11 protein-coding genes are annotated in these 18,676 nt (G+C 53.7%); 6 read left to right on the top strand and 5 right to left on the bottom strand.

Annotation, left to right across the window (positions count from 1 at the left end; translation table 11 throughout):
- Positions 1–78 precede the first annotated feature (78 nt).
- Positions 79–1,122 (top strand): serine hydrolase domain-containing protein, encoded by a 1,044-nt coding sequence (locus tag J2Y43_RS11305; RefSeq protein ID WP_309982457.1) that lies wholly within the window; start codon positions 79–81, stop codon positions 1,120–1,122.
- Positions 1,123–1,178: 56 nt separating this feature from the next.
- On the opposite strand, the gene J2Y43_RS11310 is transcribed toward J2Y43_RS11305, so the two are convergent.
- Complete coding sequence (locus J2Y43_RS11310; protein ID WP_309982459.1) at positions 1,179–2,402, bottom strand: PQQ-dependent sugar dehydrogenase; 1,224 nt, start codon at positions 2,400–2,402, stop codon at positions 1,179–1,181.
- Between the two features lie 176 nt (positions 2,403–2,578).
- On the opposite strand from J2Y43_RS11310, the gene J2Y43_RS11315 reads away from it, so the two are divergent.
- Positions 2,579–3,151, top strand: coding sequence for a Crp/Fnr family transcriptional regulator (locus tag J2Y43_RS11315; RefSeq protein ID WP_309982461.1), 573 nt, complete (start codon positions 2,579–2,581; stop codon positions 3,149–3,151).
- 67 nt (positions 3,152–3,218) lie between these two features.
- The gene (locus J2Y43_RS11320) at positions 3,219–3,668 is read left to right on the top strand and encodes a carboxymuconolactone decarboxylase family protein (RefSeq protein ID WP_309982463.1); all 450 of its coding nucleotides are present in this window, start codon (positions 3,219–3,221) and stop codon (positions 3,666–3,668) included.
- Positions 3,669–3,674: 6 nt separating this feature from the next.
- On the opposite strand, the gene J2Y43_RS11325 is transcribed toward J2Y43_RS11320, so the two are convergent.
- A complete protein-coding gene (locus J2Y43_RS11325) occupies positions 3,675–4,163 on the bottom strand; it encodes an energy transducer TonB (protein WP_309982465.1) in 489 nt (162 codons plus the stop codon).
- 86 nt (positions 4,164–4,249) lie between these two features.
- Here J2Y43_RS11325 and J2Y43_RS11330 point away from each other — a divergent pair, with 86 nt between their 5' ends.
- Positions 4,250–4,618 carry a VOC family protein gene (locus J2Y43_RS11330; protein ID WP_309982467.1) on the top strand — a complete coding sequence of 123 codons (369 nt, stop codon included), beginning with the start codon at positions 4,250–4,252 and terminating at the stop codon, positions 4,616–4,618.
- Positions 4,619–4,644: 26 nt separating this feature from the next.
- Positions 4,645–5,040 carry a DUF1801 domain-containing protein gene (locus J2Y43_RS11335; RefSeq protein WP_309982469.1) on the top strand — a complete coding sequence of 132 codons (396 nt, stop codon included), beginning with the start codon at positions 4,645–4,647 and terminating at the stop codon, positions 5,038–5,040.
- Positions 5,041–5,095: 55 nt separating this feature from the next.
- On the opposite strand, the gene J2Y43_RS11340 is transcribed toward J2Y43_RS11335, so the two are convergent.
- The 3 genes from J2Y43_RS11340 to J2Y43_RS11350 form a co-directional block, all read right to left on the bottom strand.
- The gene (locus J2Y43_RS11340; protein WP_309982471.1) at positions 5,096–8,896 is read right to left on the bottom strand and encodes a polysaccharide lyase family 8 super-sandwich domain-containing protein; all 3,801 of its coding nucleotides are present in this window, start codon (positions 8,894–8,896) and stop codon (positions 5,096–5,098) included.
- An 84-nt stretch (positions 8,897–8,980) separates the two neighbouring features.
- The gene (locus J2Y43_RS11345; RefSeq protein ID WP_309982473.1) at positions 8,981–10,774 is read right to left on the bottom strand and encodes a RagB/SusD family nutrient uptake outer membrane protein; all 1,794 of its coding nucleotides are present in this window, start codon (positions 10,772–10,774) and stop codon (positions 8,981–8,983) included.
- 15 nt (positions 10,775–10,789) lie between these two features.
- On the bottom strand, positions 10,790–14,152 hold the full coding sequence (locus J2Y43_RS11350; RefSeq protein ID WP_309982475.1) for a TonB-dependent receptor: 3,363 nt from the start codon (positions 14,150–14,152) through the stop codon (positions 10,790–10,792).
- Positions 14,153–14,375: 223 nt separating this feature from the next.
- Here J2Y43_RS11350 and J2Y43_RS11355 point away from each other — a divergent pair, with 223 nt between their 5' ends.
- Complete coding sequence (locus tag J2Y43_RS11355) at positions 14,376–18,434, top strand: two-component regulator propeller domain-containing protein (RefSeq protein ID WP_309982477.1); 4,059 nt, start codon at positions 14,376–14,378, stop codon at positions 18,432–18,434.
- Positions 18,435–18,676 lie beyond the last annotated feature (242 nt).

The raw sequence follows: 18,676 nt of genomic DNA on the forward strand, positions 1-18,676 counted from the left end.
AAAATTACCTTGATGCAGATTTTAACAAAACTTCATTTCCCGGCAGTAACAGGTTTTGTGTCGAAGCCTGTTACATGCATGACTTTCTTGTTTATCCTGACTGTTTCTATCGCAAATGCACAGCAACCCAATCGCATGCCGGATATGAATGACTCGCCGGCGGTTCTCCAATGGCTGAAAGAAAAGCGAATACCGGCGTTGGCTGTCGGTTATCTCGAAAATGGAGAAATCAAACGCATGCGTGTATTCGGGCAGTTAAGGGCAGGCATTCCTGCGCCGGCCGATGCGGTTTTCAATGTAGCTTCGGTCACGAAAACGATCACTGCGATGGTGGCGCTCAGCCTGGTGAATGCCGGGAAGTGGAAATTGGATGAAGCCGTGGCGCACTATTTTACTGATCCTGACGTAAAAGATGATCCCAGAAGCGGGCGGCTCACCACGCGGGATATCCTCACCCACCGCACCGGATTTCCGAATTGGCGGTCGGAGTTGCCGGATCGGAAGCTTGCATTCCAGTTTGACCCCGGCACCCGGTATCAGTATTCCGGCGAAGGTTTCGAATACCTGAGGCACGCTATGGAAAGTAAATTTTACCGTTCGCTGGATCAACTGGCGGATTCGATCATTTTTGAACCACTCGGTATGGCCGACACGCGGTTTACCTGGAATGCCGCCGATGAGCGTCGTTTCGCATATCCGTTCGATCCGGATGAAAAACAACTGGAAGTAGTAAGAAACACAGTGCCCAATGCAGCAGATTTGCTTAAAACCACTATTGCCGACTACTGTAAGTTCATTACCTGGGTTTTAAACGGGGCCGGTTTAGACAAAGGGTTGTTCCGGGAAATGGCTAGCCACCAGGCCATGCGGAAAGCCGACTCATACATGGGAATCGGCTGGGTGATGTATGACCCGGTAGGAGGGGACGAGTACGCATTGTCGCATGGCGGGCATGATCCCGGTGTTCATACCCTCGCTGTCATGCTACCGAAATCCCAAAGAGCCCTGGTTATTTTCACCAATTCGGACAATGGTATTAAAATTTATCCGGATCTGCTCGGGTACTACCTCGGTGCGCAGGGGCAGGCTATCGTATCCATAGAAACAAAGAAAACCCCGTAAACTATCGTTCAGACAGTTTACGGGGTTCGTAGTTTTCGGATGAATGCTCCGCGAATCTATTTCTTGCCTATTTTATACAACCTTCCCTGGTCGGTCACGGCGTACAATGCTCCGTCATGGCCTTCGGTGATGTCGCGGAAACGTTGGTTTTCGCCGGAAAGAAGTCTTTCTTCACCTACTACCTTGTTGTCTTTGATCACGATACGGCAAACGTGCATGCCGCTGAGCGATGAAATGAACAGGTTGTTTTTCCATTCCGGGATTTGCTTACCATCGTAGAAAGTGATGCCGCTTGGAGAAATGACAGGGTCATAGTAATACACCGGTTGTTCCATTCCCTCTTTTTGCTGGATCACGTCGCCGATTTGCTTGCCGCTGTATTCGATTCCGTAAGTGATTGTAGGCCAGCCGTAGTTTTTGCCGGGCAATATGCGGTTGATCTCGTCACCACCTCTCGGGCCGAACTCCGTTTCCCACAAATCGCCCGTGACCGGGTTGATTGCCAATCCCTGGACGTTGCGGTGACCGTACGAATACAGTTCAGGGCGTGCACCTTCCTTGCCGATGAACGGGTTGCCTTTGGCCGGTTTTCCGTCGGTGGTAATGCGGATTACCTTACCCAGGCCGGAGTTGAGATCCTGCGCTTGCGGGCGGGTAACGAGGTCGGAACGCTCGCCGGTGGACACGAACAGGTTTCCGTCTTTCGCGAATTTCACACGGCCGCCGTAGTGCAGCGTGCCTTTATAGGCGGGTGTTGCCTGGTAAATAACTTTTACATTTTCGAGTTTCGTACCATCCGCAGACAGCTTACCCTTGGCTACGGCCGTCAGGTTGCCGTCGGCAAGCGGTTCTGAAAACGCCCAGTACACCATTCTGTTTTGTGCGAACGCAGGGTCGAGGGTAACCCCCAGCAAGCCGCCCTGGCCGTCGCTGTTCACCTTGGGAACGCCGTCGATAGGCTTTCCGACTTCTCCGGTAGCAGACACGATGCGCATGTTCCCGCCTTTTTCTGTCACCAGAAACTTACCGTCGGGTAATACTGCGATTCCCCACGGTCTTTCCAGGGAGGAAGTTAGTACCTTGCCTTCATACGGGGTTTTGGTCACGACCGAACCGATGCGGGTTTGGCCTGCAAATGCAGACTTGTATTCCGAATTGGGTTTCTTGGTTTCGACGGGGCTGCCGGCAGCGGGGGCACCTGCTGCCGGCTGGGCGATCGAAATGGATGGCGCAAGGGCCAGGGATGCGCCGGCGACGAACGCGTGGATTGCAAATTTCATTTTTAAGGAAGTTTAGTCTTAAAGCCCGGGATTTGTCAGGGCGGACGGTTGCGAATTTACTATTTTCGTTCCAGAACGAACGCCAAAGCCGGAATAAAACGTTTCCGGCTTTGTTAAAAGTGAGTGAATGGGGCGTGTTATGACGTAATTTTATGCCCACCAAACCGACGCATCCCATGCAGCAACTGATTACCCATATAACCGCATACAGTTCGGCAACGCCTGATAACCTGGACCGGATAGGTGATTTTTTTGAAGTGCGGACTTTCAAAAAGCGGGAATTGCTGCTGCAAGAAGGCCAGCGGTGCCATGAGAAGTTTTTCGTCGCGAAAGGATGTGTCCATTTGTTTTACCTGCGGCAGAATGGCGTGGAGCAAACCATCGATTTCGCATTGGAAAATTGGTGGACGAGCGATTTTATGGCCTTTCAGCAGGGCGGCATTGCGCAATTTTCCATCCGCGCCGTAGAGGCAACGGAGGCATTCGTCATTTCCGCTGCCCGCCAGCACGACATGCTGTCGGCATTTCCTGAATTGCATGAGTACTTCCACGTGATGTTCCAGCGCGCCTACGCGGCGTCGCAAATGCGGATACGTAAGACCTACGAACTCTCGAAAGAAGATCTGTACCAGGATTTCAGCAGGAATTATCCTGCTTTTATGCAGCGGGTGCCACAGTACCTGCTGGCCTCATTTCTGGGCTTCACACCTGAATACCTGAGTGAGATTCGTAAGAAATTCGTTTCTTAAACCAGTTTAAGAAGATCCTCTGCACGACTGGCGAATTTTGTCCTATTCAAACAAAATTATGTCAATCATGTCAAAAGTTGTTAAACACCGGCTGGATGTCTGGAAAGAGGAACCTGCCTATTGGACCCACATGGCGGCCATTGAAAAAAGAATCTATGCGTCCTCTATTCCCCGCAGCCTGATCGAACTGATCAAGATCCGCGCTTCGCAGATCAACAAATGCGCCTATTGTATCGATTACCACACCACGGAAGCGCTGCAAATCGGCGAATCGACCCGGCGGATATTCGCGCTCCCGGCCTGGAAGGAAAGTCCGCTGTTTACGGAAAGTGAAAGAGCGGCCCTTCAACTGACAGAGGAAATCACCCATATCTCCATCGACGGCGTCGCCGATGCTACCTATGAAAATGTCAAAACGCATTTCACAACCAGCGAAATTGGTGATATGATGATTTGCATTAGCCATATCAATTTCCTGAACCGGATCGGGATTTCTACGAAGACGGTGGCTTACTAGGAGGCTTTATCTAGTATCAAAGGAAACCGGCAGATTGTACTTCACCCGGACGGGCTTACTATACACTTTGCCGGGTTTCCATTTTGGCATGGATTCTATCATCCGCACGGCTTCTTCGTCGCATCCAAATCCCAGTCCTTTCAAAACGGTTACCTTGGTGATTTCTCCCGTCACCTCTATGTAAAAGCTTGTAAAAACCTTTCCCGAGATACCAGCCTCTTTTGCCTCTGCTGGAATGTGAAGGTTGGCATTAATAAATTTGTACATTGCTTTGGTGCCTCCGGGATATTCGGGCTGTTGCTCGACACCTCCAAATACTTTTTCCGATGACGGCAGGTCCGTTTTAGGCGGCGTCTCATGCGGTACGATTGGTTGCCCGGCGCTCAAAACGCCGGTGTCGGCCGGCAGTGCTGCCTTGCGAACCTGCGCGCTAGCGCATGTGACGGTGCATGCCGTTAGCACGAGGAATGTTGTAGAGAAGCAAAAGTGTTTCATATTATTATATAATTTAGTTAAATATATAATAAAATATAACTCACTCCAAATTTAAATGTTGCTGAACTGAAAAATCCCTGAATACTATGATCATCCCATTATTCAAAGTGACAAACATGACCGAGGCTATCCGATATTATACGGAGGTGCTGGACTTCGTCATGACGGATCCGAACGATAATGCCGATTCGCCGGTGGTGGATCTGGGCCGCGACGGCTGGAACATGCAGATAACCACCTCGGAAAGCGAGAGGCTGTTCGGGTCTGTTATTTATTTCTGGGTGGAAGATGTAGATGCATTGTTCGCAAAATACCTGGCGCGAGGGCTTGACATTTCGCTTAGGGCCGGGTCGCCGGTGCATCAGGGGCCGGTGGATCAGACCTGGGGCAGACGGGAGTTTTACGTCACGGATGCGGATGGAAATACGATTCGGTTTTGCAAGCTTATAGAATAGGTTTATCATCAATAATTACTTGTCAAATGCCACTTAACAAAGAAGTTACCCGATTTCTGGACGAACTCCACCATCCGCTTCGGGAGGAGATCGAGGCGCTGCGCCTGGTTATTTTGGAAGCCAGTGCATTGCTGGAAGAAAACATCAAATGGAACGGTCCGAATTATTCGGTGGGAGCGGAAGACAGGATTACCATGAAAATTCAGCCTCCGAAGCAGATCCAGCTGGTTTTTCACCGCGGGGTAAAAGTGAAGGAGCAACCGAAGGAAAGGCTCGTGCAGGATACTTCCGGCTTGCTGGTGTGGCGGGAAAACGACCGGGCGATCGCGTCTTTTAAAGATAAAGAGGCTGTGGAGGCCGGCCGGGAGGCATTGTCGGCCATTGTGCAGGCATGGATCGCCGCGACGATCGAAACTACTTAGTTAATAACTCCCGCCAGCCGGCGCGAATGCGTACCAGCCGGCGGGAGCGATTAACCTATTTTGAAATCACAAACCTGTAAGTCTGCACGGTTTGGCCTTTGCTGATGCGAATCAGGTAGGAGCCGGGCAAATATCCGGTGAGGTCGAAAGTGGCTTTCGGCGTTTTGGAAACCTTTTTCGCTGCCAAAGTGAGGCCGTTGGTACTGATAATGGCCAGCGATGCGTCGGTATTGTCGTCGCCCAGGAACACGTCCAGATGCCCGGAAGCGGGGTTAGGGCCAATAGCGAACACCTTTTCGGCCGGTTGCAGCAACACGGAAATAATGGAAGAAACCGTCGCGGTTCCGTCGCGATCGACTTGCCGTAGGCGGTAGTAAACAGGCCCGTTCACAGCCTCGTTATCCACCCACGTGTATTTTCTGGCAAGCTGCGTCGTTCCTGAACCCGCTACGCGAGCGACCGCACGGAAACTGCGGGCATCGGCGCTGCGCTCCACTTCAAAATGGCTGTTGTTCTCTTCTGCGGCCGTTTCCCACGACAACCTCACGGCATTGTTCACAGCATTGCCCCTGAAATACACCAGTTCGACGGGAAGCGTCGGCGACTGGCCGCTGCTGTACTCGTAAATGAGTTTCGGGCGCAGCGCATCCGTAGCAAAATTTCTGGACCGGAACGAGCTGTAAACATCGGTAGTGGCGGCGATCCTGACGGTCAGAATGCTGTCGGAGGAGATGCTGCCCAATGCGGAAGTAATATCGAAATAGACATACCCGGCCGTTGCGGGTGCCGTGGCGCTGGCAACAGTGCTCCCCGCCTGCGGTTTGTTGTTCCAGTTCACGCCGGTTTCGGTCCACGGTGTGGCGCTGGTAGAATAGTTGTTGGACGCAACCGAGAGGTTCCAGCCGGTGCTAAGGCCGCTTTCAATACCCCAGAGGCGGATTTTGGCATTGGAAACATTGCGGTGCATGCCGTGCAGATCGAAAGCCAGGTATACTTCCTGGGTATCGTCGGATTTGTTGCGCGCTACGAGGTACCCCTGTGTGCCGTAGTTGTTGGCCGCATTGCCATTGCTGCGCACGTAGGAATCGGCGGTGGTAAGCAGAGAATCCTTTAATGTCTGCGGGCTCGGGGTGTTGCTGCCGTAAATCAGGACTTGCGGCCGGTAGAGCGCATTGGTATTTTCCCGTGCATTAAAACTCGCGTCAGTTTTGCTGATCACCGCTGCGTCGGTGGTAGCGGGTTCCGAAACGATGTGCAACGACAGGATTTTGTCGGCCGCAAGGCGCCCGATCACCGCAGAAGATACATTGAACCGGATGGTAGAGCCGGTTACGGTGCCGGTCATATCGCCGAGGCGGGTGGTATGCGCCGGTTTGTTCGCCCAGGTGATGCCGGTTTCGGTCCAGCTGTTGTTTTCAACCAGGTAGAATGCCCATTTGGTGCTGGAAATGGAGGTATTCGCATTATTTACCCGCAATTGCAGTACAGCGCTGTCCGGGGTGGCGGTAACGGTGCTCAGGTCAAACTTTATGAATGTTTCGCGATCATATCCGGCGCTTTCTTTCTTGACGGTCAGGACGGCGTCGGTGCCGTAGTTGGTGGTTACGTAAGCCGCGGTGCTGCCACTGCCGCCGCTGCGCACAAAGGCGTCGGCCACAGCGGTGAGGGTGGCTAGTGGCTCAACCGGTTGCTGGTAATCCGGGCTGCTGGTAGTGACGTGGGCTTCCACCGAGCTGCCCGCACTGGCGCCTGCGGGCAGGGTGATCGTCGCCGCTTTCATGGTGGTGAACTGGTTGTTTTTAATGCCCACATACACCTGCTGCGCGCTCTGCGCCGGGTCGGCGATGTGTACCGTCACGTCGCTGCTGGTTACGTTTTTCAGCATCACCGCGCATGCTTTGTCCACTTTCACAGTCACCTGGTCAGCGGTGAATTCGCCGGCCTGGTAAAATACGATCTGCCAGATCCCCAGCCCATTGTGCCGCACGGCTTGTACCGCCGGGGTATTGGTTAATATGCTGATATCCGATGCATTGTAAGCCTGCATTTCGGCAGCCGAGGTTCTGCCCGGGAGCACGAAATAGGCATAGGAAGCATTGCTGGGCGCTATGCCGTGTTTGAACCACAATTTGAAAACATCGGCCGACACCGAAGCCGTAGAGCCGGTGGTATTAATGGACGACCAGCTTCCGGTCTGCGTTTGGTTGCTGAGTGATACAAGGCCTGCTTGCGGGAAATAATAGCCCACATTGCCCTGCAAAGCCCATTTCAGGTTACCCGCATAATCGCGGGAGCCGTTGGCGAGCGTGCTCACATTATTCGAAGCGTCGGACACGGTCACGTCCGTTTGCAGAAGGCATTGGTTCACGGTGGTGTTAATAGCCTGGGCAGCCGAAGAGGTGATACCTGCGCCGAGGCAAACGATTTCATTATCAAAATAAAACCATGCTTTTTTAGCCGTCGTGCTGTAATCGCTCATTGCGAATGCGCTGGCTCCGTAAACGCCGTCGGACACGCCGCCCACAAATGGCACGGTGCCGAAATTCACGCCCCAGGAAGCCCGCACAGGGTAGGTAGTAATTTCGGGTACGGTCGTGCCAGGGATTTTGTTCCATTCCCAAACCGGGAAAATGTTGTAGTACTCATCGCCATTCACGGCAATGTAATTCGCACCTTCGGTGAGGTAGTAGCCTTTGATATTCTCCCCATTACCCATTTCCGATTTCGCATTCCGGTTGGAAATGCTGCGCTGCCCGAACATATAACCCGGCCGGTGATGCACGGTATAATCGGTGCGCCAGTAATGCACGTGCTCGGGCGATACGTTGTAGGAAGGAAGCTGCAAGCCGCGCATCCGCTGGATCGCATTGTCGTATTCGGTGGCGTAGGCGGGGAGGTCGAATGCCTTCACTTTTTCGATCAGTGCCACGTCGGCCTTGCCCGCATTGGCGCGGCTCACACCGCGTCCGTAGAGGTTATAGTCGGCATAAGCGCCGCGGGAAGGTTTCACGAAGCCTTTTCTCACAAAATCCGAGAATATCGCCAGCTTGTCGCTCGAAAATGCATAGGAAGTACCGGCGACGTAAACCGCAATGTTGCTGATCCCCGAAATGTACTCGCGCCCGTACCCGTATACATACAGCTGCGGGCCATGTGCGGTGTACGAGTTGTCGATCTGGATGCCTTCGCCCGTTGTTACGACTATGGAGCCGGTCACTGCCGTAATGGCCTGGTTAAGCAGTGTCTGATTTTCGGTGAGGCAGGCGCGCATGATGTAATGCTGGGCGACGTCGGTGAGGTTGGAGCCATCTTTCGCAGGCGAAACCGTGATCGAAACGCCTTTGCTCATCCAGGCCAGCATTTGGTTTTCCAGTGTTTGAGAAATGCCTGCCGGGGATTTTCGAAGGCAAATCAGGGTGTTGCCAATGTCTTTGGGTACGCTGATCGACAGGTAGAACCAGTTGGTGCTGGTGGGTGCCGGGCTCAATGCGAGCCAATAGTTCATCACGCCTTCGATTTTCGTTTTCAGGCTGGCGTCGCCGTAGTAAATGCTGGTAGGTTTGGAATAGGCTTTGGCGAGGGTGCCCATTCTGGCCAAATGGTTGCCGGGTGCCCAGTCGGTCTGGGCGGTGGATGCGTAATTGATATCGGGCCAGGAGAAATCGGCTTGTAATGTGCTGAGGAGGGAGGCCGTCTGCGTATCCACGGTGGAAGCGCTGGTAGCCTGGAAATTGTCAAAAATGCGGTCGGAAATGGTGGTGAAATCGTTCTGACCGTGCGCTTTGGAACCGAGCAGGAAAGCGATCACTGCCGCGAGAAAAAGCATTTGGGGAAAGGACTTATTTTGTTTCATCATGATTTGAAATAAAATGGATAAGCCTGTTTTTGACAAATAGGAAAGCGGAGCCGGACAAACCCGCACTCCGCTTTGAAATATACTTTAATTCATCCAGCCTGGATTCTGCTGCAAATTGCCATTCCGCTCGATTTCCGATTGCGGGATAGGCCAGGTATTCAGGAAGTCGCCCGACCAAACGTAAGGTACGACCACCGTTCCCCAAATCTGCTTCACGCCATTTCCGGTGTAGAAAACGGTTTCTTTTAAAGTACCCCAGCGAAGCTCGTCGAAATAATCGACACCCTCATTGACGAACTCGGCGCGGCGCTCGCTGCGGATGCGCTCGCGGAGGTCGGCCTGGCCTGCCACGGTAGTAGCCGCATTGGAATTGAGCAATCCTACGCCGGCACGCGCCCGCACTTCATTCACGAGCGCAACGGCGTCGGCGGTATTGCCTTTTTCGTTCAATGCTTCGGCCCACATCAGCAGCACATCGGCGTAGCGGATCAGCGGGAAGTCGGTGGCGCCGTAGGTCCGGTTCTCGATTTCCACACCCGGCGCGCCCTCGTAAACGAATTTGCGGTGCAGGTAGTAGAAGAGGTTACCGGTGTCGGTGCGAAGGTCGGCGATGGGCAGCCCGTTCGCGACGCGGTAAGGCCAGCGCGAAACCGTCGGCGTGGTGCCGTTGTAGGAAGCATACGGGGTGATTACGTTGGCCTGCAAGCGCGGATCGCGATTTTCGTATGCCTTCATAATCCTTTCTTCGTTTCCGGTGGGCAGGTAAAGGCTCATATCGAGACCTTTGGCGGTCATGGCCGCGATTTCCGTTGTGGTAAGGTTGTTTCTCAGAAAGTAAACTTCTCTTTTGGCCACGGGCATCGCATTATAGCCGGGGATGATCGCGTCCCAGTTGAACTTGCTGCCGTCTTTGTTTTCATACAAATCGACGACATTAGGTGATATCAGGTAGGTGTTCCAGCAAGAACCGGTGGAAGAACGGGTTCCGCAGAAGAACTGCGTGGTAGAGCCGTAGCCGCTCACGCCCATGTGCTGGATCGAGAAAATCATCTCGTCGCTCTGCTCGTTGGCCTGCTTGAACAGCAACCGGTAGCTGTCGGCACCGGCGCCGGAGAACAAGGCGTACCCGGCCGCTTTCACTTTTTCGAAATCGGCAATGGCGAGGTCCCATTGTTTGGTATACATATAAGCCTTGCCGCGCAATGCATAGGCCGCGCCTTTGGTCACATGCCCGAACGCCGCGTTGCCTTTGGCATATTTGTTGGGCAATGCGGGCTCATTGATAGCGTCGGTAAGGTCCTTCACGATCTGCTCCCATACCTTCGCTTCGGTTTCTCGGCCTTTGGTGATTTCTTCCAGCTGCACGGGTTCGAGGTAAATAGGTACGCCTTTGAAAAGCTGGTTAAGCCTGAAATAATAATAGGCGCGGAGAAATTTGGCCTCCGCCATGTACCTGGCCTTCTTTTCAGGCGAGGACGGCGATTTCTCGGTGAGGTTCCTGATGGCGTCGTTTGCGCGGTGCACGCCTTCGTATAATTCCGACCATACGCTGCTTACATTGCCGTTGCCCGCGGTGGCGGTGCCGTTCATGAATGCGTCACCATCCCGTTGCTGGCCGCTCATGCCCATGCGGTCGAAATGGTATAGCTCCCGGCCGGAGGCCGAACTGGTGCTGATACCGAGCCGCAAGCCGTTGTAAACGCCGGTCATGCCCAGGTCGGTAAGGTTGTCGGTAGTCCACATGTTGTTCGACGAAATGGAGCCGTAGGGGCTGGTGTCGAGCAGGTCGGGCTCGCAGGCGCTCAATGCGAGCAGTGAAAGCGCCGGAATGCCGAATTGGCAGACTTTTCTTTTGAATATATGAACAGGAAATCTCATGATACTAGTTGAAAATTAAAGGGTTACATTCACTCCAAGCGAGTACTGCTTCATGGTCGGATAACCTACGCCGGCACCGATCTCGGGGTCGAGGCCCGGGTATTTGGTGATAATCAGCAGGTTCTCGCCCGAAAGGAACAGCCTTGCACGGCTTATTTTCAGCTTTTTGCTCCAAACATCGGGGATCGAATAGCCTAGTTGCAGGTTTTTCAGCTTGATGTACGAGGCGTCGTACAGCCAGTTGGTGCTGGAAGTCGTGTTAATGGCGTCGCCATTGTATTTCAGCCTTGGGAACGAGCCGGTAATGTTGTTGTTCGGGTCGTTCGGGTTGGCGTCGTTGTAGTAGTAATGGTCGTCGGCCACGCGCGAGGCAATGCCGTTTCCGTCGCGGACGATGGAGTTATTATACCCTTCGAAATTATAATAATACTGCATTCCCGCCGAACCGGCCCAGATCATCGAGAGGTCGAAACCTTTCCAGCTGGCATCCATATTCAACCCAAATACATATTTCGGGTTCGAGGTGGTGCCGGTAAATTTCCGGTCGTAGCTATTGCCGTAGTTGCCGTCGCCGTTGAGGTCGGCGAAGATGAAGTCACCGTAATAAAGCTGCGCCTTGCCCACGCTGTTGACGGGTGAGAAGGAGTATCCGGCCGCTTTCATCGCATTTACCCAGGCGAGGTCGTCCTGTGTACGGATCATACCGTCTTTGGGGCCTGCATTGATATCCACTTCCCCGCCGGCTTTGTAGGTGCCGTTCCCGCGGTAGCGTTCGCGGAGGTAGAACTCGTTGATCGCGCGGCCTTCCAGGATGCGGTTATCGCCGCCGGTCGAAACATCGCCCAGGTTGCTGGTGTAGCTCCGTGTGCCGTCCGTATTGGTGATCCACTGCTCGCTGAGTTTACCCTTGTAGGTGGTCACGCGGTTGATATTGTAGGCGAAGTTTCCGTTGATCGAGTAGTTTACACCGCCAACCTTGTCGCGCCATCCGAGTGAAAATTCGATCCCGCGGTTGCGCACGGCGGCGGTGTTCTGCGTAGGTGCGGAAACGGTTCCTGCGGTAAGCGGAATGGGTGGAGTGGTTAGGATGCCGTCGGTGTATTTGTCGTACCATTCGAGTTCGAAGCTGGCGCGGTTGTTCCAGGCGTTTCCGTCGAGACCGATGTTGGTCACTGTGGTCGATTCCCATCTCAGGAACGGATTGGCGATCTTGCCCTGCGCGAGGCCGGAAGCGATGGTGCCGTTGAACGAGTAGTTGACCTTGCCGTAATTGGCCTGGTAGTCGTAATCGCCGGATGCATTGTTGCCCAGTTTACCCCAGGAAGCACGTAGTTTCAGGTTTGAAATGTGGTTGCTAAGCCCGCGGAAGAAATCCTCCTCCGAAATACGCCAGCCGGCCGAGAACGACGGGAATGTTCCCCAGCGCGTATCGGGCGAGAACCGCGAAGAGCCGTCATAGCGGATGTTTGCTTCAAACAGGTATTTCGAGCGGAACGAATAGTTGAGCCTTCCGAACCAGGAGCGCATAGCACGGTCATATTCGGTACCGGTGGTGTTGGTCATGTCGGTGGCCGAGCCGAGGGTCGTAATGGTCCAGTCGATCAGGCCGGTTTTGGTGGCGTCGATATCGTAGTAGTTGTAGTAGTACTGGTTGTACCCGGCCAGCGCACCGATTTCGTGGTCGCGCCCGATGGTGGTATTGTACCGAAGCACGTTGTCGAAGGTGATCTGGTAGTTCTTATTGTAGGTATACCGGGTACTCATTGTGGTCGGATCATTGGTTTGGTTCACGTCGTCGGCCACGTTGTTTGCGAAATTCCAGCGCAATACCGGAATAGCATGCGAGTTGTATTCTGCAAACCGGATCTGGTAGTTCATTTTGGTTTCAAACTTCAAACCTTTGAGAATGTCGACATTCGCAAAAAGCGTGGAATTGAACCGTGATTCCGAATCTTTCCCGCCGGTGGTGTTCAGGTAGGCCAGGATGCCGTTGGCGGTCTGGATTTCGTCGGCCGCGGCAGGGAGGCCATAGCGACCGTCATAATAGGGCACGATACCCGGCACGGTCTGGCGGAGGAAGTTGAATGCATTGGCGGTATTGCCCATGTCTTTGGATTGGGTCTGGGCAAATGTCTGCGTACCCACTGTTACCGCATTGCCGATCTTGGTCTGGACGTTGGCGCGCAGCTGGTAGCGTTTCAGGCCGGTGTTCTGCATCACGCCGGGGTTGTTCAGATAGCCCAGCGAGATATTGAAAAGCGACTTTTCGCTTCCGCCGTTCACGGATACGTTGTGGTTCTGGACCACATTGTTTTCAAAAATCACTTTTCCCCAGTCGGTATTGGGGTAGGCGAGCCAGTTGGGGACGCCGTTCACGTTCAACTCGTCGGGATGCTGTTTGGCATATTCCCAGGTTTGAATGGTTTGGTCGGAGTAAATAGGCACCGCGCGGCCGATGTTGGCGGCACCTTCGTTGAAAAGGCGCATATGGCGCGGATAATCGGATACGAACTGGGGGAGGTTACTGGGGCTGGCCGTCGAAAACAGCCCGCTGTAAGAAACGGTAGTCTTGTTTTTAGAGCCTTTTTTGGTAGTAATGAGAATTACCCCGTTCGCAGCCTGGGAACCGTAAATGGCCGAAGAGGCGGCATCTTTCAGGATCGAAATGCTCTCCACGTCGTTGGGGTTCACGGCGTCCATCACACCGATAATGCCGTCGATAAGTACCAACGGGCTATTGTCGTTGAGGGTTCCGGTGCCCCGGATGCGGATCGTAGCGCCGTCGTCGCCCGGTTTACCCGAGCTCTGGCGCACGTACACGCCCTGCCCAAGGCCCGCAAGCGAGGAGGAAAGGTTGGTGACAGGGCGGCTTTCAATGCTCTTGGAGTCGATCGTCGCCACGGAGCCGGTCAGGTTCACTTTTTTCTGCTCGCCGTAACCCACTACCACGAGCTCGTTGAGGTTGCTGGCCAAGGGGGCGAGACTGATGCTGAACTCCGTCTGGCTGCCTATTTCCTGTTCTCTGGATTCATAGCCGACAAAACTGAATACGAGCGATTTGCCCGCGACGTCGCTGATCGTCAGCTTGAACCGGCCTTCGGCGTCGGTAACGGTACCTTGCTGGGAGCCTTTCAGGATAACGCTCACTCCGGGAAGACCCTCGCCTTTTTCGTCTGTAACTTTACCGGTGAGGTCGGCGAGCGCTTTCTGAGCGAATGCGGAACGGATGTGGGCAGGAGTGCCGACGGCCATCGACGTAATGCCCGGGGCCGATAGCAGGGATAGCGCGACGAGCGCCGCACCCGCGCGACCGCGGAGGTGCCGTACGGGCGGAAGCGGGGCAGGAGGGGTATTTTTTGTTTTGGTAGAATACTTCATCGTATTTCCCGGGGTTTGAAGGTGGATTATTTTGTTTGATAAAAAAACGTTTAAACAAAATTCTGCTAACCGGGCCGTCCGACCGGGTGAAAATCCATTTCGAATAGGGGTGTTTTTCAGCGGCGGGATAATTTTATCGTATTTTAGTACCAAAAAAACAGTGGGCAGAATTGTGCCTGGAAGGCGACAAATGATGAGGTTAGGGACGTTGCTCCTGATGGTAATGGCTTTGTGTTTAGGCAGCCGGAGTTCCGGGGCGGGAGCAAACGCGGAACGTCCGCCGGAGTTCCGGCGATTGGTTTTTAATAAACTGAATACCGAGAACGGATTGTCGCAAAACTCGGTGCTGGCTATCGTGCAGGACCATGTGGGATACATGTGGCTCGGTACCAGTTACGGGCTCAACCGGTTCGATGGGCGCAACTTCAAAATATACCAGCATGAGCCGTCTGTAAAAGGTAGTTTGAGCGGAAACTATATCCTTTCCGCGCTCAGTGATTCGAAACGTACACTATGGGTCGGTACGAGCCATGGCCTGAACCGTTATTTGCCTGAAAGCGATTCGTTCGAGTCTGTGCTGGCGGGAAAACCGGGGGAGGATAGCAAGCTCAGCAGCAATACCGTTAACTGTATTTTCGAAGACAGCCGCGGGATAGTGTGGGTAGGCACCGGTCGCGGGCTGAATGAGCTGATCGACCGGCAGCATCTGAAATTCAGGCAATATTTTGCACCCTCCCTGTCGGGGAATGATATACGTTCCATTTTCGAAGATTCGCAGCGGCGGCTTTGGGTGGCTACCACGTCGGGGCTGACGTGCATGGAGTTTGGCCGGAATGGTATCCGCTTTAAAGTGTTTACCATGTCGGCGGACGGAAAGGGCCTGAGCGACAATTTTGTAACGACGATCGCCGAAGACAAGCAGCATAACATCTGGATCGGGACGAAGCATGGGGGACTGAATATGCTGGACCCATCTACGGAGACATTTATTCATTACCAGAAAGGGGAGGGGACTAATGGGGTGGTTCACAACAATATCCGCAAGATATTCACCGACAAATCCGGCAAGCTCTGGATCGCGACGCTGGAAGGGCTTAGCATTCTGGATCCGGCGACACGCGCATTCACTACATACCAGCACGAGCCCGAAAATTCGACGAGCCTGAGCCAGAACTCCCTGTACGATATTTTTAGGGATGCCAACGGCTCGATGTGGTTGGGGACCTATTACAATGGCGTGAACATTGTGTATTCGCACGAAACGCCATTCAAGGTCTATCAGGCCGGAAAATCGAAGTACAGCATTAACCACAATGTCGTGAGCGCGGTGGTGAAAGACCGGACCGGCAACCTGTGGATCGGTACGGAAGGCGGCGGTTTCGACCATGTGGACCTCCGCACGGGAGCCGTCCGTAATTTCAGGAGTGGCCAGGATGCGCCGGGCATGACTTCGAACCTGGTGAAGGCGATTGTGCAGGACAAAAACGGCGGTTTGTGGGTCGGTACGCACCTGGGCGGTTTGAGTTATTACAATGCCGGCGTGTTCAGGATATTCCGGAACAATCCGGTGGATACGGGATCGCTTAGCTCGGATAATGTGAGTGCGGTGTTTGAAGACAGTCGCGGACGGCTCTGGGTCGGGACCGATCAGAAGGGCGTGGATTTGCTGGACAAGCAGACGCGCACTTTCAAACATTTCAATACCGGTACGCAGGCTCCGTTTAAGCTGAGCGGAAATTTTACCCGGAATTTTTACGAAGATTCGAAGCATAACCTCTGGATCGGTACGAACGAGGGCGTGAATGTGCTCCGGAGCGATTCGGGCGGTATCGAATGGATCAGGCCGCGCGGCGAATCCGCCGAAAAGCGGTTCCCCAAAATTATCAACTGCGTGCTGGAAGACCGGCGCGGAATCATCTGGATCGGCTCCTATTACGGCGGGCTCACGCGCTACGATCGCGAGAGCAATACATTTATCAATTTTGCCCGGAAAGACGGCCTGCCGAACGACAATGTACTCGGTATCCTCGACGACGAGCGGGGGAACCTTTGGATCAGTACTTCCAACGGTTTGTCGCGGTTCGATACGGGTAAGCGCGTTTTCAAGAATTACACCGTCGCCGACGGACTTCCCGGCAATGAATTTATTTCCAATACCCATTATAAGGATGAATCCGGTGAAATGTTCTTCGGCGGGCTCAACGGGCTCGTGAGTTTTATGCCCGGTGCCATTGAAACGAATGATTTTGCCGCGCCGGTGGTATTCACGGGTTTGAAGCTGTTCAACACACCCGTGCGCATCGGCGGGCCTGACGAACTGCTGCAAAAGGATATCGGCCTGGCGCGTGAAATTACATTCACGCATGCGCAGAACATTTTTACCATCGATTTTGCGTTGCTGAACTACATCAAGCCCGAGAAGAATGCATATGCCTACCGGCTCGACGGTTTTGAAAAGGACTGGAACTATGTGAAGACCTCGTCGGCTACTTACACCAATCTGCCGCCGGGGACCTACACTTTTTGGGTAAAAGGGGCGAATAATGACGGGATATGGAGCAAAACGCCCAGCAAGATCACGATTCACGTGCTGCCGCCGGTCTGGAAAACCTGGTGGGCATATTGCCTGTATGTGATTGCGGCGCTTGCGGCTGTGCTTTTTATCACCCGGTACTTTTACATGACCGCGCTTTTCAAGCGGGAACATGAGCTGCACCAGGTCAAACTGAATTTTTTTACCAATGTCTCACACGAGATCCGCACGCACCTCACGCTCATACAAGGGCCGGTGGAAGGGCTTATGCTGGCCCGCCAACACGACGAAGAGGTGCAGGCGAACCTCTCGCTGGTGCGGAAAAATGCCAGCCGGCTGCTCAGGCTCGTCAGTGAGCTGATGGATTTCCGGAAAGCGGAGACCAACCATCTGGCATTGCACGTGACGCGCAACGACCTCGTACCGTTCCTGCGCGGTGTTTTCCGCGATTTCAGCTTCATTTCGCAGCATCGTAACATCGAATCCGTGTTTGAATATGATGCCGAGGACATTCCGCTGTACTTCGACGCCGGGCAAATGGAGAAGGTGATTTTCAACCTGCTCAGCAATGCCTACAAGTTTACGCACGACGGCGGGAAGGTGTCGCTGAAAGTTTCCGGGCACGACCATGAAGTGAAGATCCGGATTGAAGACGACGGCATTGGCATTGCGCCGCAATACCTGGGCAAACTGTTTGCCAACTTTTTCCAGATTTACGACCACGGTAAGCAGAACACCGGTTACGGAATCGGGCTGGCGCTGTCCAAAAGCATTGTGGAGCTGCACAAAGGCGAGCTGACCGTCGAAAGTACCGTGGAGCAGCAACACCGGAAGGGGAGGACCTGCTTTACGATCGCCCTGCGAAAAGGTCATGCACATTTTGCACCGGAGCAACTGGAAACACAAGTAGCCGTACCCACCGACGACGGGAATTTTCTGGCCGAAACCGCAGCATTGCCTATGCCGGAACCCGACGGCGATAAGCCCATGGTACTGCTGGTAGAAGACAATGCCGAAGTGCGGGCGTTTGTCGCCGGGGCGCTGGGTGAGCGTTATCGCATTGTTCAGGCTGAAAACGGCGAACAAGGCTGGGCGACCGCGACCGAATGCATTCCCGAACTGATCATCAGCGACGTCATGATGGCGGAAATGGACGGGCTTGCGTTGTGTACGAAATTGAAATCCGATGAGCGGACGAGCCATATTCCGGTGATCCTGCTCACGGCCAAAGCCTCGCTGAACCACCAGCTTAGCGGCCTGGAAACCGGCGCGGATGCCTACATTCCGAAGCCGTTCAGCATTCAGCTGCTGGAACTGAATGTCAGGAACCTGCTGGCTTCCAGGAAACTCATGCAGCAAAAGTACAGCCGCCAGATTACCCTGCAGCCGCAGAATGTGGTGATTGAATCCGTGGACGAGCAGTTCCTGGCCCGGATCGTCGCTATCACGGAGGAACTGATGGATAATCCGGATTTCGGCGTGGCCATGCTGGCCGAAAAGATCGGGATGAGCCAGTCGGTGCTTTACAAGAAGCTCAAAGCCGTGACGGACCTTTCGGTGAATGATTTCCTGAAATCGATCCGCCTGAAAAGGGCTGCGCAACTTTTGCAGCAGCAGAAAATGACCATCTACGAAGTCGCCTACGCCGTAGGGTACGACGACCGCAAGTATTTCAGCCGGGAATTCAAGAAGCAGTTCGGGAAAACACCTACTGACTTCGCGACGGAGTCCCGGGAGGTGAAATATTAGGGAGGGGAGGAAGGAGGAAAGGGAAGAAGGGGAGGAAGGGGAGTTTTCCTTTGCCCCTTTCCTCCATTTTTCCCTTCCTCCCTTTCCTCCATTTTCCCTTTCCTCCATTTTCCCTTTCCTCCCTTTTCCCTTTCCCCCTTCCTTCCTTCCCCCAACAGGTGTAAACACGTGTTTTTTAAAACACGTGTTTGTAGTCGTTTTTGAAGAATTATTTCTACGAATCTTTGTCAAACAAAAGCTTT

The organism is Dyadobacter sp. BE31, assembly GCF_031457695.1.
Taxonomy (GTDB): Bacteria; Bacteroidota; Bacteroidia; order Cytophagales; family Spirosomataceae; genus Dyadobacter.